Source organism: Psychrobacter sp. TWP2-1-2 (genome assembly GCF_049896785.1).
Classification (GTDB): domain Bacteria; phylum Pseudomonadota; class Gammaproteobacteria; order Pseudomonadales; family Moraxellaceae; genus Psychrobacter.
This window is the reverse complement of record NZ_JAFCVA010000016.1, coordinates 15,632-32,204: the sequence shown is the minus strand read 5'-3', so window position 1 is coordinate 32,204 and position 16,573 is coordinate 15,632. Positions and strand designations below refer to the sequence as shown.

Here is a 16,573-nt window from a genome sequence, read left to right as displayed (position 1 = left end):
ATTATAACCGCCAATACTACCCAGTTGTAACGTATCGTGTACCATTTCAGTGAGTAGGATTGTCTATCCTACTGTAGCCACATGTTAAAATACTCATTATCAAAAGCCACATCTTAGCTATAAATGCTTGCCCCACTGAATCAATTATAAGGGAAGACCATGACCACACACAATATCTCAACCGAGCCCTCAAATACCGCCATTACCGTTCAAGCACTGACCACATTCTGTGATGACTATTTATCAGCAGATGCTTTTAAAGATTATGCCCCTAATGGTTTACAAGTAGATGGGGGTCGACCTATCAAACGAATCATCACTGGTGTAACGGCTTGTGAGGCGTTGATTGATGCGGCGATTGCTGACAATGCAGACGCCATTATGGTGCATCATGGTTATTTTTGGAAAGGCGAACCTGCTCCCATCACTGGTATGAAAGGTCAGCGTATCCGTAAACTTATGCAGCATGGTATCTCTTTGATTGGTTATCATCTGCCGCTCGATGCCCATCCTGTCATTGGTAATAATGCCAAGCTGGCTGACGCATTAAACATGACCGTTATCGGCGCTTTATACCCTAGTGAGTCGCACCCAGTGGGTAATATCGCCACTTGTACCCCGCAAAATGCTCAAAGCCTCATTACTCACATTACTCAGACGCTAGGACGATTGCCATTGCATATCTCTGCCAATTATAGCGCACCGAATAGTACAAGCGCTCATATCGATGATAACAGAATTATCGAACACGTGGGCATTTGTACGGGCGGCGCACAGGATATGATCGAGCAAGCTGCATTGATGGGCTGTGACGCCTTTATCTCTGGCGAAATATCAGAACGTACCACCCATATTGCCCGTGAGCTGGGCATTGATTATTTCGCTTGTGGACATCACGCGACAGAACGCGGCGGTATTCAAGCACTCGGTCACATAGTTTCTCAAGCATTTGGCATACCCGTGACCTTTGTAGATATTGATAATCCTGCTTAGGCTGTGTCCTCAACTCTACTCATAGCTATCTAAATTTAGAATAATTTTCAGAAAACAAGGCTAATAATAATCAGTATAGTTGTCCAATATGCATAATTTTTGCTGCTGCAATTTTCAATAGTGTATCAATAATAAGGGCCTTTTTAACCGTTTATAGCCCAATTGTTAAGTTTTATCGCTAATTTCTTAACCACACTTGAATAATCCAAGGAATATCCGCATATTAATATCCGAAGAAAGAATGTCTTGTCATGAGGCTTCCCATTTATTACAGCTTCCGGTTATGGTACTTAAATGAGTATAACCGCCTAAAATCTCGCTATGTTGTATAGCTATTGAGGTCATATAGATAGCGAGATTTTGGACGGTTTACTAATAGACACACTGTGCGTGATATATTTTCAGCAGCATGGTCTATCTTGATTTAAGTGTCGCGATACTGGGTTAGCAACCGCTTGATTGATAGAATGTTTGAGTAAATTTTCTATCATTTCTTTATTAGTAATGAAAATAGCGACTTGCTTACCCTTATTGCTGGACAAAAAATTAATCACTGTTGACTCTATTACAAATGATTTAAAGAGGCTATGGTTATTAATATCAGCATAGAAAAGCTGAGTGCATAAGCACCCCGAACATTCTATGTTTTGTCTCAATAACTTAGTTCATGACCTTACCTATGTTTAATATATAGTTGTTTTATTCTTAGCCCTATCTATGCATCGATGAAGGAATCATCCGATTTATATCCTTCGCGGTGTTGTGCGTTCATCATTTTGTATTGATACTTTATATCGATGTTTTATATTGATATTTTGAGAGATTTTTTAGCCCTCTTACCTGATACGCCGAATACGCCAGTAGATAACCAGCTAATTAAAAACTGCACCGCTACATCTGATAAAAATTCATTAGCGGCACTATTATTAAACAAGATGACGACGCACTTATCTTATTAAGAAGTGCGTGGTTGTCTAAAATGCAACATCGATGTATGGCTACTTTATAAGCATACACTCATAAGCGTTTTACGGTAAGCAGGATGGCTAAAATCAGGAGACATCCATGCAGCGTATTACTTATCGTGTGAAAGTATCTGCGCAAGGGGCTAGACGCCGTATTTCTTATTTACTGCGTCCATCTAAACGCCTACCGAACACTAAAAGTAACATCGTTTCATCCGTTACCCCGACGACATCGAGTCGTTTTTCTAGAACCAAAAAGCTGGCGCAAGTTTCTAGTATTGCCCTTCTCTCTTTACCTGCTGAGAGTCTGACGACGATGCGTGCGCCAGTGCCAGCCTATGATAACGTCATGCTAGAAAGCACGTTAACCATCGCTGCCGTCCCCGGTGACAGCACTTATTTTGCGACTGACGGTTTTCAACATGGCTTTGGTTTTGATTTGGTACGTACTTATGCTGACGAGCTTGGCGTTGATATCGATCTAAAAGCGTATGCCAATGAAGAAACTGCCCTAAAGGCGTTGAGATCGGGCGAGGTAGACATGGCATTAACAACGGCCAGTACGCAGTTAAAGAGCAAGTTTAACTTATCGTCTATCAACATCAGTTGCGGCTATGACGCCAGCTTAACAAAGAATGGTTTACATCCAAAAGTCAGTTGGACGTTCAATTCATCCAATGACCCATTATCACAAAAAGCCAGTTACTTTTTATGTGACAGCATTAAGCTGAAAAACACACAAAAACTTGCTGCCTTTTACAATCAAAACTTGCTGAAAGACGCCTATAGCCAAGATCATTTCCAAAAAACGTTGACCGAAAAACTGCCTGATTATCAATCGTCTTTTGAAGAGCAAGCACGCAATTATAATCATGATTGGGAATTATTGGTGGCCATGGGTTATCAAGAATCACACCTTGATGCCAATGCTGTATCGCCAACGGGTGTGCGTGGTCTCATGATGTTGACCAATAATACAGCCAAAGCAATGGGCGTCTCAGATCGCGTCGATCCCTACCAAAGTATCGGCGGCGGCGCGCGTTATTTAGAGCAAATGAAAGATGACTTTGCTGATGTGCCAAAGACAGATCGTATTTGGTTTGCGCTTGCCGGCTACAACATGGGACCAAATGCAGTAAAGAGTATTCAGCGTAAACTGCGAGATCAAGGTATTGATGATAAAAACTGGGCGAACGTTTATGCGTACTTAGCTGATAATAAAGCTGCCAATAGTCGTTATGGTCAAGCGATGCATTATGTTAGCAATATTAGAAGTTATCTTGAAACTATCAAAACTCAAACCGTTTAGTTGATAAATATTATTAAATATTTTGAGAATTGAATGTCACAGATAAAAAAAGCTGCTCTTATAAAGAGCAGCTTTTTTGTGCAGAATGATCTGTCTTAATCGTATTTACTTAGCTATTATTTCACTAAGCAACTTACTCTTAACGATTAGGTACGGTCAAGCGCTGACCGCGCTGTAGCATCGTATCCGCCGCGATATTATTCATTTCAGCCAATTCTTGCGTAGAGACGCCATATTTACGTGCTAAGCCAATCAAACTGTCTCCTGACCCAACGGTGTAGCTCACTGTGAGCTTTGGTACTTTAAGCGTTTGTCCACGCTGCAACTGGGCATTAGTCGCGAGATCGTTGGTGGCAGCCAAATCGTCTATCGAAACACCAAATTGACGTGCCAAAGCAATCAAACCATCACCTGATTTAACTTTATAGCTCTCGGTGTTGCCCAATTTTTTGCCACTGCTCGCTGTGCTAGTTGCGGCAGTGCTACTAGCCGAACTACTGCTTTGATTACTGCTACTAGAGGTCGCTACAACGCTGCCACTGGCAGGAATCGTAATCGTACGACCGAGTATCAAATTAGAGTTGGTTTTCAGGTTGTTCGCTGTTGCCAAGTCACTAAGACCGATATTATAACGTTGAGCCACGCCTGTTAACGTATCGCCTGATTTTACTTTATAACTGACAGTTTTATCATTTAGCTGACGATCAACCAATCCTTTAGACACGGGTACTTTGATGGTTTGACCACGTTGTAAGCGTGCTTTTGCATCAAAGTTGCTATTCACCGCCGCAAGCTCAGCTGGACTGATACCTACGCTATTGGCAATGCCGATCAAAGTATCGCCAGATTTTACTTTGTAATTGGTGGTTGCCACCGAACTTGAGCTACTGTTACGGCTACTAGAGCTTGAGGTGTTTGCTGCATCGAAATCGACACTTGCAGGTACTTTTAGAGTTTGACCAACATATAGTGAGCTTGTAGTGCTCATATTATTGAGGCTGGCAAGTGTATCAGTTGAAACATTGAACTGACGTGCGAGAGCAATCAAGCCATCGCCCGCTTTTACTTTATAGTTCTTAGTAGCCGTGCTTGATTTACTTGGCTTGGTCGAGGGAGCGGCAGGCGTGGTCACTGGCGCAGTCACCTTACCTGGTATCAGCCATAGCTTTTGACCGCGTAGTAAATCCGCTCTACTACTCAAATTATTGTAGGTTGCCAACTGAGTCACCGATAGACCAAAGCGGTTAGCAGTACCAATCAGCGTATCGCCGCTTTGTACTACATAGCTCTCTGGTTGGCTTGCCGCGGTATTGTTAGCTGTGCTTAACGGTTCAATAGTTTTTGCATTGTATAAGTATAAGGTACTGCCTGATAGCAGCTTAGAGCTGGCATCTATTTGATTCCATTCAGCGATATCGCGCCAACTGACACCCGCACGGCTGGCGATATTAGACAAGGTATCACCACGCTTGACGGTATAAGTGGTACGTGCACCTTGGGGTTTTGGCTTGCTTACTGATGTTTTTGCAAAGCTAAGCTTTTTCTCTTCGCCACTGGCTTCTAGAATAGACTGCTGTGTCTGTACTGCGGATAAATTAATATTACCATCAGCATTGATTACATTGGTTTCAGGCGTGTTACTGCGAATTTGATTGGCAATAAAATCACGCTCTTCTTTGCTCAGTGGTGGTTCTTGGACAATCGTATTATTCTGTGTAATTTGAGCAGAGGTGGTCGGTAAACTGTTGCTGCTTTTTAGCTCAGCATTGATCTTGTTGGTTTCTGCCGTGCTCAATGGTGGCTCAGTCCGCACCGAGGCATTATTACTGTAGACAGAGCTGCTAGTAGGTGTGGCTGACGGTGATATATAACTGGTCGTTTGCTGCGGCACACTAGCGCTTGCAGCATAATCAGCCAAGGCGCTACCTGTCGATGGTAATGAAGAGCCAGTATAGGGTTTGTTATTATAGCTTGGCGTCGTGGTCGTGCTACTTGGTGTGCTTGTATTACTCGATGCCAGTATATTGCCCGTACCATTGCCTCTCAATGAGCTCAATTTAACGTCGGTATTAAGACTCACATCATTAGGAATAATAATACGCTGGGGACCAGAAGAATCAACACGCCCTGACGTTAAGGCCGTATTTAATCTTTCTAATTCGTCGTAGCTCACACCTGTCATTTGCGCAACTTCAGCCAAGCTCACGCCATAATTCACTGGCACACTACGGAAATGCTGACGGTTGGCGATGGCTGGCAAGTAGACACCATATTGCTCAGGCTTGGCAACAATTTCCGCTACCGCCAAGAAACGCGGCACGTAGTTCATCGTTTCAGTAGGCAATCTCAGAGACCAATAATCTGTCGGTAAACCCTGAGCTCTATTAGCATCAATGGCCTTTTGCACGCGACCAGGACCCGCATTATAAGCAGCCAATGCTAACTCCCAACTGCCAAACTGGTTATGCAGTGCGGTCAAGAAGTCATAAGCGGCGCGAGTTGATTCGATGACATCACGGCGACCATCATAGGTACTGCTTTGATTCAAACCATAAATACGACCCGTGCTTGGAATGAACTGCCATAAGCCTGCTGCTGCCGCACTACTGGTACCGCTTGGATCGTAAGAGCTCTCAATAACAGGTAACAAAGCCAGCTCTGTCGGGATATTACGACGCTCAGCTTCTCGTACGGTGTGATAGATATAGCGACTAGCACGTGCAGTCAAACGGTTTAAATAGTCTTGTCGACTGGTAAACCAGCTTTTTTGCCCTTCGATACGCTGATTATAAGTCGGCTGACCGCCATTCATACGATAGCCAGCACGTAAGCGACTCCATAAATCACCATACTGCTGAATAGCAAGTTTGTTGCCTTCCACCATAGTCATGTCAGTGGCTTCGAGTAAATCGGCTAACTCATCCAAGCTATCTGCATCTAAATATGCCGTTGAATAGTCCGTACTGCTGCTTGCTGCAGGCGCTTTAGTAGCTGGACGTTTAGTAATAACAGATGAGCTATTGGTCGCACCCTTTTTTACCGCTGACGTATTGCTACAAGCACTGATAAGTAGAGTTGATACCGCAAGCGTCAATGGCAACGCAATAAATGAGCGAGATTTTGATAGCACAGTAGACATGATATTGGAAGTTTCCTAACGACAGAAAGTGATAAGATAAAGTTGCTTGCTAGTATAGTATGCAATGTGAAGCAAAGACCAGTCTAATATAAAAAGATAATCATCATAAGTTGAGTCAATTTTTAGACCTCTCACGAAATGCAATCAATCATTTAATTATTCAACATTGTGAATCTGTATGGTTATTTATGATGGAATGCTTAGCTTTCGAAGAGCCTGATTAATGCACTATTTTCTTTGATTATCCACTGATCAAGACGTTTCTTAATCAATGCTTATCCATTAATACCTAATTGTTGATAATGCATAATTGCTGACTAGCTAGTACTGGGTTATTAGTCGAGTAACGATTAATTAATCGTTACTTGTGATACAGCACGTAGCAGCACCGCATTACCAGTCGATAACGTCAGCGTCACTCTTGAAGTGGTGACAAATGATACATTTTTACCATCTTTCACCCAGCTCTCATTGGTCGTTACATTGGCTTTGGCCTGATCGCCCGTAATAACGATGTTATCCACAGAAATATCATAACGGTAATTAGAGGTGTTATTCCAACTATTTTGCAACAACTTTAAATAAGCATCTTTATCTAAACTGGTAGACTTACCTTTTCTAGATAATGAAATCAGTGCATCGTCAGAGACAAGACGGGCGACCTGATTGACATTTTGGCTATTCGCTGATGACTTCATTGCTGCTATATAATTCTGCACCAAAGCTTCGGTCATGGCTGCCGCTTGTGCACTGATACTCACAGTACTTACAACGGTCACTACCGCCGCCACGCTGGCACTTTTTAGCAATAATGCCAAAAGCCCTTTTCCCCATAATCGTTTCATCATAATCCTTAGCAATGCTGTTATCGTTGTTGCCATCTTTTGATGACTAACGTTTTTTATTGATTAAATATAGTAGTCGTTTATTACTCATTAACATCATGATAAATGAAGCGAGCACTGGCTAGCATGTGCCCTCTTCGTTTCCGTTTTACTTGTAAAAAATATCTGTTTGATCATCACTTACTTATTAATGATGACAGCGTACTTTTACCATAGAGTGAGACTATCATTCAATTCTCACAGCTATGTGACACCCTGTGTAATTATTGCGAATACTAAAATACCAACTATATGGCACAATTATTTCTGAAAATATGAGTCACTGCCCATCGTTGTCATAAATACAAAATATACTAACTGAGCCACTTACGCAGTACACGACTCAGTTTTCGCTCCAGTTTTGATTCACTTCCTGTCAATCCAATCTCAATTTAATAAGCCAAACGGAAGCTTACTTAGCGTCCGTACTATTATCTTCGTATTGTTGTTCATCATCACTAAGCTTCATGCCCAATCGCTCTACTCGTCTGTCCATCATTTGTCGAGCCAGTGCTTGCATGTCTTCGACGCGGTCTATTTCATCCACAATCTCAAGTCCCAATAGCGTCTCAAACACATCTTCTAAAGTAACCAAACCTTTGACTTCACCATACTCACCCACTGTAATCGCAATATGAATACGGTTTTTTAGCATCAGCTCTAACAAATCAAACAGTTTCATTTTTGAAAAAACAAAAGTAATGTCACGTTTAAACTGAGTCAATGGCTTGTGCATCGCATGGTTTACTTTTGCTAATAACATGTCTGTTTTTAATACAAAACCTGTGATGTTATCCAAGTCACCATCATAAATTGGCAGTCGTGAAAACGTCAATTTTGGGCGATCAACCAATAATTCAGCGACTGTTTTGTTTTCTTCAAACGCCAGCATCACCGAACGTGGGGTCATGATATCTTCGACTTTAATCGCACCAAATGCCAGTAAATTGCGAATAATGCGCGATTCTAATGGGTCAATCTGTCCTGACTCTTCACCGATACTGGCAAGTGCCGCAAATTCACGACGACTGAATGCTTGGGGTTCTTTGCCACGTACTAGTAATTTGGTTAACTTTTCTGAGATCCAAATAAGTGGATACAACAGCAGGATAATGCCTCGCACGAAGTAAGCGACCATACCGCTTAGTTGACGCCAGTATAGTGTCCCAAGCGTTTTTGGAATAATTTCAGATAAAAACAAAATCGCCAGTGTCATAATGGCAGAAAACAGTCCAAACCATGCACTACCAAACACAATCGTGGCTTGGGCACCAGCACCGATAGAACCTAATGTATGAGCCACTGTATTCAAAGTCAAAATAGCCGCCAATGACTGATCGATGTTATCAACCTTTAAGCGTCTTAGCATATTTGCTTTTTTCGGATTGCTTTCTTGAACATCAGCGATATAAGACGGCGTCATGCTCAGTAATGCAGACTCAGCCAATGAACAAACAAACGAGATACCGATGGCGACAACCACAAAAAGTATGAGTAATAACACACTGATCGCGGTCGGCTCTGCTAAAGCTTCAGCGGCAAAAGCTGGATATGGCAATAGCAACATCGCCGTCAGCGCTGACAATCCAGCAGTTGAATTGGTACGACGAAGACGCTTTGAATAGCGTGATGTCGGAGGAGGTTTAGCAGACGCTTCTTTACAAGCGCGCGGACGACATAAACGAGGTACAAACATAAAAGTGGTAAACAAGTTAGGTAACCTAAACAGAAAAAAGTAAAAGGGATAATAATATAATGAGCAAACGATACTAAATCACTAAAAACAAACATGATTAACTAGATATTAGTTATCTGCTAAAACGATGGTAACTCGCTGCTCAAAACTGATTTAGCAGCAGATAATAGGATCTATTATATACTAATAAACCGTGTGCTAAATGCAGGGAATTATTGCCATTTGATAGTAGCATTGATGATGCCATTTCACAATAAGACGCTATTGTTAAGTCTTTGTTTTTTGGTATCCTTGACCATACCTTTTGCTACGCTACTATTACCTAGCATCCATTCGCTGCTTGAATTTTGTTATACTCTCAGCGCTTTGGCGTCACTTATATGATGTGGCAAAAATATTGCTGCAAAAAGTAATGACCGCTAGCATGCCATTACCTTAAGAAAAACATACTCAGCCTATGATTAACAGTTACCAAGTCTGGGATTTTTTGTTACTATGCGTTTAATTTTATTATTATCTATGACTTACTGAGAGAAATTATGTTGTTATTTATTCAAGCTGCCCATGCTGCACCAGAAGCTGCTGGTGCGATGTCACTATTTAGTCAAATACTATTGCCTGTTGCTTTTTTTGCGATTTTTTACTTCTTAGTCATTCGTCCACAGTCTAAGCGTACCAAAGAACATCGTGCCATGGTCAATGCATTGACTGTCGGTAGCGAAATCATTTTTGCTGGTGGTTTGATGGGTCGCATCAAAGCCATTGAAGGTGACTATGCTGTGGTCAGCCTAAACAATAATACTGATGTCAAAGTACAACGTGCTTCTGTTATTTCAGTGTTACCTGCTGGCACAATCGAAAGCGTTTAATGATTGAAATATTAGTCGCGTTTTATTGATGATTATTAGGGCATGTCCTCATTTTAAAAATGGTGGTAAAAATGAAATAAATTGCCGTTAAACAAGGAAAGTAGCGCAAATAATATCGAGATATTAATAAGCTATTTGACGATGTTTGGCAAAATTTAGCCATTTTTAGCCCATTTAGAGGGTAATCGATTGAATTGAGGACACGCCCTCATCTGTCATTAATAAATATAGTGATTAATACAGTGCCTAAGAATGACCGTACCTTATTTACGGTCATTTTTCGCTATAGAGCAATGATGTAAAAACAGTCTCATAGAGTATAGACAATTTATGTTTATGCTTTTGACCATGCCGTCTTTATTGATTTTATCAGTGATATTTTGCTGACTATATATTTTTGATGACTATATAAAGATACGTCTGTATTATTTGCTCTACTGTTTTACTATCATCGCGGATGATCGCAATGGTGCATGATGACGACTGCTAGATACAGCACTCAACCATTGCTATCGCTAACTTCCCATCTGCTAACTTGTGGCCTACGTCGCCAGTCGTTTATCAACCTAAAGAAGTGATTATGCAATATCCCGCTTGGAAATACTTACTTATTGCCGTCGTGCTAATCATTGCCGGTCTATATGCTGCTCCTAACCTCTATCCTGATGAACCTGCCGTGCAGATTACAAGCGCCGCTGCAGGTACACAGCTGTCTGAAGGTATCTTGACTGAGTCTCAAAGCTTGCTTGAAGAGGCTGGCATCAATAACCACGATGGAACGTTTGAGGGCAACAGTGCACTGGTACGTCTTGACAATCCAGTCGATCAGCTCAAAGCTCAGGAAGTACTGCGTCAAAACTTGGGCGAAGACTATGTTGTCGCGCTTAACTTGGCGCAAACGACGCCGCAGTGGCTACGTGATATCGGTGCAAAACCGATGAAGCTCGGCCTTGATTTACGGGGCGGTGTGCGTTTTGTACTAGAAGTCGATATGGACAAGGCGCTTGAACAGCGTTTGACCAGTGCCAGTCGTGACATGCGTCGCGAACTACGTGCTGAGCGAATTGCGATCAAAGGCATTAAGACCGAAGATCGAAGTGTGGTATTACATTTCGCTGATACAGATGCTCGTAACCGTGCACAGAATGTTTTGCAAGGCTCAATGGGCAATACGTTTAGCTTGCAATCCTCTATTGATGAGCAAGGTCCTGCACTGATTTTAGCGTACAACGATGCAACGCTTGATGAAATCAATAGCTATGCGGTTAATCAGAACTTGACCACCCTTCGCAATCGTATTGCTGAGCTTGGTGTGACTGAAGCTTTAGTACAGTCTCAAGGTGCTAGCCGTATTGTCGTTGAGCTTCCTGGCGTACAAGATACTGCTGAGGCAAAACGTGTCTTAGGGCGCACTGCAAACCTTGAGTTCCGTATGGTTGCTGAAGACAGCGAAAACTATACGGGCGGCATCCCTCCAGCGGGTACCGAAGCTTTCCCGTTTGAGACACTTGATGGTCCGCCGGTACTGCTTGAACGTCAAGCGATTGTCACGGGTGATAAAGTCACTAATGCTCAAACTGGTGTGGATGAAAGCGGCTCTCCTGAAGTCAGCATTACTTTAGATAGTGCTGGTGGTAAGCTCATGCAAAATGCCACTCGTACCGCCGTTGGCAAACAGATGGCTGTATTGTTCATCGAAAACAAGCAAAGAATCACTTACGAAGAAGATCCAGAAACTGGCGAAACTGTCGAAGTTAGAACGCCTTATGCTGAGACCAAAGTCATTAACCGTGCCAATATTCAAGCGGTCCTTGGCTCCTCTTTCCGTATTACTGGGCTAGATAGTAGCGCGGAAGCTGCCGAGCTCGCACTACTGCTACGCTCAGGCGCACTTGCCGCACCGATGTACTTTGTAGAAGAACGCACCATTGGCCCATCATTAGGTCAAGACAATATCGATAAAGGTCTATTCTCTACGCAAGTCGGGTATCTATTAGTGTTTGCGTTTATGATTATCTTCTATCGTCTATTTGGCGTGATTGCCAACGTGGCGCTGGCCGTGAACGTTATTATCATCATTGCTATTATGTCAATCTTAGGCTCTTCACTTACCTTGCCTGGTATTGCTGGTATCGTTTTGACCATCGGTATGGCCGTCGATGCCAATGTACTGATCTTTGAGCGAATACGTGAAGAGCTAGCAAACGGGGTACGGCCCAAATCCGCCATCGTGGCAGGTTTTGATCGAGCCTTTAGTAGTATTTTCGATGCCAACATCACCACCCTATTGATTGCTTTTATTCTATTTGCAATTGGCACGGGTCCGATTAAAGGCTTTGCGGTTACATTGGCTATTGGTATTGTCAGCTCACTATTTACCGCTATTATGGTGACACGTGCGCTGGTACAGATTGCTTATGGTAAGCGTAAATCTATCAAACGTTTGAGCATCGGTTAGGAGAACATTATGGCGATCGATAAGAATAACCCTTTAGAACAGCAGAACAATCCAGATCGAAATGGTTCAGGTGGCTCAAACAGTGAGGTAAATAACGACAGCACACGCCGCCGTAAAAAACCACGCCGTGATGGGAAAGGTAGTAATACCAAAGCCAATAACCCAACTACCGCTAAATCAAAAAAAGACAAAGCTCTGAGCGGTAGTAAGGATGCGGGTAAAGACAGTCAAGCAATGACCACCCAAGCAGCCAATCCTGAGCTAGAATCGGGTGATGCCGCTGATGATGCTGCTGCAATCGCTGAAGGCGGTATCAAAGCCGTTGGCAACCAGCGTATTATTCCGTTTATGAAGATAGAAAAGCCAATGGCACTTTTATCTCTATTGATGGTTATTGGTAGTATCATTGCAATTGCAGTAAACGGTCTAAACTTAGGACTTGATTTTACGGGTGGTGTGTCCGCAGATGTGCGTTACGAGCAGCCTGTTGAGCAAGTTGAAGTCGTACAAGCATTGGCCGATAATGGCTTTGATGATGCCGTGGTACAGTATCTTGGTACGCGAGAAGAACTCCTCGTACGCTTGCCACCACAGTCTGATAACGTAGACGGCCTAAATAGTAGCCTGACTAAAGCATTAACCCTGCCTAATAATAATGTTGAAATCAGTAACGTTAATATTATTGGCAGCCAAGTTGGTAATGAAATTTATCTAAACTCAGTCATGTCACTGGTATTAGCATTGGTTTGTATGTTGGGCTATGTTGCCTTACGTTTCCAATTTAAACTCGCTCTTGGTGCGGTATTATCGCTGTTTCATGATGCTATCGTGACCATTGGTGTTTTTGCCTTATTTGGCTTTCCTTTCGACTTAACCGTCTTGGCGGCCGTCTTGGCACTGGTTGGTTATTCTATCAATGATACAATTGTTGTGTATGACCGTATTCGTGAGAATTTTCGTCGTGTCCGTGGTATCACACCTCGCCAGACCGTTGACCTGTCTTTGACCGAAACGTTGCGCCGTACCATTATGACCATTTCCACTGTTTTACTGGTCGTACTTGCCATGCTATTCTTAGGCGGCGATGGACTGTTCTGGTTCTCAGTAGCGCTCTTCATTGGTCTGCTTGCTGGTACTTACTCATCAACGTATATTGCAAGCTCGATTCCATTACGTATGGGTCTATCACGCGATGACTTTATTGTGAAAGTAAAACCTGAGTTTGAAGAAGAAATTGTCACTTTCAATGATCCAAAAATGTTTGAATAAGTGTTTAATGGTATTATTTAATTTATATAAAGTCTGCCATAAATAACAGTAGTAACGTTTAAATCAAAGCACCTGACTCATGAATAATGAGTCTAGGTGCTTTTGTCTTTGTAGCTGTGTTTGTCATAAATAGCAAATATTCTACGCTCAATCCTTGTTGGGTTTTAAGTATAAACGAGCCAAAAATGCCAATGACCAACTCGCCACCTAGTGCTATGCCACCGATTGATACTCGCTATACACGTATCATTGCTATTGCGTTGCCCGTGTTATTGGCCAACCTAGCCATGCCACTACAAAGCGTCATCGATACCGCGATCGTGGGTAACATGAATGACACGGCTAAACTTGCTGGGATGGGCTTGGCGATACAGTTATTGTCTTTATTGCTCGTGAGTTTTAACTTTTTGCAATATGCCTCGTCTGGGCTATCGGCTCAAGCGCTAGGTCAATCGGTCAATCATGTTGATAATTCTACTCATATCACAAAATCGTCAAGCCAAACTCAATCACCCCTACTATCAATCTTGCAACGTGCCTTGTTATTAGCGTTTGCTATCGGTAGCATTCTGTTATTGGCAAAGCCTTGGTTGATAGATTTTGGTTTGCAAGCCCTATCGGCCAACCCCGAAAGTGGGCAAGCGGCAAAGACTTATTTGGATGTACGCTTTTGGGGCGTCATCGCTGAGCTAATGAACTTTGCCTTTATTGGTTGGTTTGCTGGTCAAGGTAAGACTCGTTACATGCTTTACCAGCAAGGCTTTATCGCCATGCTGAATATCATTCTAACCTTGTTTTTTGTCTATGGGATGCAGATGGGCTTGGTTGGGGTGGCGTTAGGAACCACTATTGCCTTTTGGCTGGGCGTGATACTAGCATTGTGGCTCAGCCGTCAGCATTTGCAAATATCTTGGCAATCCTTATTCACTGCCGACAAGCAACATTTTTCTAAAGAAAAAATGCTTAGGCTATTTTCATTAAATAAAGATATTTTTATCCGTACTCTGATCTTGACGTTGAGTTTCGCTTGGATTACCCGCTTGTCGGCTCAAAGTGGTGACGTCATCCTAGCCGCCAACGCTATTTTGCTTCAAGTATTAAGTATCTCAGCCTTTGCTCTTGATGGCGTGGCAGTATCGGCTGAGACATTAAGCGGTCAAGCAGCAGGACGACGGGATTGGCCACGTTTTCGTACTATCGTCAAGCGTACCGGTATCGTCAGTTATGGTCTAGCCATCATGTTAAGTGCGATATGGTGGCTGGCGATGCCAACATATTTGCAATTTATGACCAATATTGAGTCCGTTTTTACGCTGGCATATGAGTACCATCTTTATGCGGTATTACTACCTCTCGTTGGCGTTGGTGCCTATTGGCTAGATGGTATATTTTTTGGCTTAACTGCCGGCAATGTGATTCGTAACGCAGCTTTGATACTCGCCGCTATCTTTTTTCCACTTAGCTGGGTGCTCTACCAACAGTGGGGTATGACTGGTATTTGGCTAAGCGTGTGGTGTTTATTATTACTTCGGCTGGTTATTTTGGGTGGCTTCTTGTACCGAGCTCATCAAACAGCCAGCTATGAAAAGCTCCAGCCGACTGTGTAATGTTCTTTATATGAAGTGCATTTTTTCTAGGGTGTTTTTGCCATTACTCGGGCTATGCTTCATTTTAAAACCAGTTTTCTAACATTAATCTTTCAGCAAAATATTAATAATAATCAAAAAACAGCAAAAATTAGGATGTCATGTGACTACTCATTCAAAAGAATTACATCAACAGCATGAGACCAGCTACGACTGGGCGGCGGGGTTCAAAAAAAGCCTACCTGTGGCGATGGGCTATTTACCTGCGGGTATCGCCTTTGGTGTGCTGGCACAAGTTGCCGGCATCCCTGTGTGGGCAACGATTATGTTGAGTATTGTACTGTATGCGGGCGCCGCTCAATATGCTTGTTTGCCGATGCTGAGCGCTGGTTTACCGATTGGTAGCATCGCAACCAATATTGCCGCTATCAATTTACGTCATGTATTTTATGGTATGCCATTATTGCAATACCTACCAGAACATAAGCTTGCCAAAACCTATTGCCTATTTGCCCTGACTGATGAAACTTTTTCTGTTATGACCAGTTTACCCAATGAGTCAAGACAAGCGTTGATACTACCATTGAGCTTATTTAATCAAAGCTGGTGGGTACTGGCGAGCACGGTTGGTGTCATGATCGGCAGTACTCTGAGCGATTTGGTACCACATTTGGATTTTGCCTTAGTCTGTCTGTTTGCAATCTTAGCTTATGAGCAGTTCCAAAGTATCAAACGTTATTTCCCCATTGCTATTGCTGTCATTTCTTTAGCGGTGGCCTCCTTATTTACTAGCAATTGGTTGTTATTGGTGGCAATCACCATTTGTATGCTATTGATTTTAGCGCGTGGGTTTTGGACGCAGCGTAATATGACGGGAGCCAACAATGACCAGTAGTTACCTTATTTTTGCAACTTTTGCGATGGCCGCCGTGACCTTTATTACCCGCGCGCTACCTGCATTAATACCCAGAAAGCTGTTAGACACACCTTGGCTGCATCGGCTCAATGAGAGCTTGCCACTATCAGTCATGGTATTGCTTATTTTGACCAGCCTTTCTTATCAAAATTTATCGGCAACGACTGGGCTAGATAGTGCTGAACTGCATTTATTGATGGCGCAAATTGGTGCCCTTATTTTGGTGTTGTTCGTTTATCATATCAGCCGTCAGTTATTGGTCAGTATGGTCGTTGGCATCGCCGCCATTAATGGCTTACTATGGGTATTTACTAATTTTTTAAGTGGATACTAGAAAATTGATAAACACGTGAATGGATAACAGCTTCTATAGTCAAGGAATTTTAGAATCGCTACAAGGCGACCGACCGCAGATAGTACACTGAGTACATCTAGGGCGGGTAACACCGTAGCGGTTTAAAAGTGCTCTGACTATAGTTCATATGAATA

The 16,573-nt window shown here is 42.7% G+C and carries 11 protein-coding genes; 8 read left to right on the top strand and 3 right to left on the bottom strand.

What is annotated here, in order from left to right; genetic code table 11:
- The first annotated feature begins 159 nt into the window (after positions 1–159).
- Together ACP7AE_RS12335 and ACP7AE_RS12330 are read left to right on the top strand one after the other, a co-directional pair.
- Positions 160–993, top strand: coding sequence for a Nif3-like dinuclear metal center hexameric protein (locus ACP7AE_RS12335; protein WP_426243383.1), 834 nt, complete (start codon positions 160–162; stop codon positions 991–993).
- A 1,065-nt stretch (positions 994–2,058) separates the two neighbouring features.
- Positions 2,059–3,267 (top strand): transglycosylase SLT domain-containing protein, encoded by a 1,209-nt coding sequence (locus ACP7AE_RS12330; RefSeq protein ID WP_060490901.1) that lies wholly within the window; start codon positions 2,059–2,061, stop codon positions 3,265–3,267.
- A 139-nt stretch (positions 3,268–3,406) separates the two neighbouring features.
- Here the strand turns inward: ACP7AE_RS12330 and ACP7AE_RS12325 are convergent, their stop codons facing one another.
- The 3 genes from ACP7AE_RS12325 to ACP7AE_RS12315 form a co-directional block, all read right to left on the bottom strand.
- Positions 3,407–6,406, bottom strand: coding sequence for a LysM peptidoglycan-binding domain-containing protein (locus tag ACP7AE_RS12325; protein ID WP_426243381.1), 3,000 nt, complete (start codon positions 6,404–6,406; stop codon positions 3,407–3,409).
- Between the two features lie 350 nt (positions 6,407–6,756).
- Positions 6,757–7,254, bottom strand: a complete 498-nt coding sequence (locus ACP7AE_RS12320; RefSeq protein WP_227678933.1) for a nuclear transport factor 2 family protein — start codon at positions 7,252–7,254, stop codon at positions 6,757–6,759.
- A gap of 448 nt (positions 7,255–7,702) precedes the next feature.
- Positions 7,703–8,986: a CNNM domain-containing protein gene (locus ACP7AE_RS12315; protein WP_426243398.1), complete on the bottom strand. Its 1,284-nt coding sequence runs from the start codon at positions 8,984–8,986 to the stop codon at positions 7,703–7,705.
- Between the two features lie 539 nt (positions 8,987–9,525).
- On the opposite strand from ACP7AE_RS12315, the gene yajC reads away from it, so the two are divergent.
- From yajC to ACP7AE_RS12285, 6 genes are all read left to right on the top strand, one after another.
- Positions 9,526–9,855: a preprotein translocase subunit YajC gene (gene yajC / locus ACP7AE_RS12310; RefSeq protein WP_045446152.1), complete on the top strand. Its 330-nt coding sequence runs from the start codon at positions 9,526–9,528 to the stop codon at positions 9,853–9,855.
- Between the two features lie 580 nt (positions 9,856–10,435).
- Positions 10,436–12,313 (top strand): protein translocase subunit SecD, encoded by a 1,878-nt coding sequence (gene secD, locus ACP7AE_RS12305; RefSeq protein ID WP_055124186.1) that lies wholly within the window; start codon positions 10,436–10,438, stop codon positions 12,311–12,313.
- 9 nt (positions 12,314–12,322) lie between these two features.
- A complete protein-coding gene (gene secF / locus ACP7AE_RS12300; RefSeq protein ID WP_426243378.1) occupies positions 12,323–13,582 on the top strand; it encodes a protein translocase subunit SecF in 1,260 nt (419 codons plus the stop codon).
- A gap of 191 nt (positions 13,583–13,773) precedes the next feature.
- Positions 13,774–15,189: an MATE family efflux transporter gene (locus ACP7AE_RS12295; RefSeq protein ID WP_426243397.1), complete on the top strand. Its 1,416-nt coding sequence runs from the start codon at positions 13,774–13,776 to the stop codon at positions 15,187–15,189.
- Positions 15,190–15,331: 142 nt separating this feature from the next.
- Positions 15,332–16,063 (top strand): AzlC family ABC transporter permease, encoded by a 732-nt coding sequence (locus tag ACP7AE_RS12290; RefSeq protein WP_426243376.1) that lies wholly within the window; start codon positions 15,332–15,334, stop codon positions 16,061–16,063.
- Positions 16,053–16,418 (top strand): AzlD domain-containing protein, encoded by a 366-nt coding sequence (locus ACP7AE_RS12285; protein ID WP_087815638.1) that lies wholly within the window; start codon positions 16,053–16,055, stop codon positions 16,416–16,418. Before ACP7AE_RS12290 ends, ACP7AE_RS12285 begins: the two co-directional genes overlap by 11 nt.
- Positions 16,419–16,573: the final 155 nt, after the last annotated feature.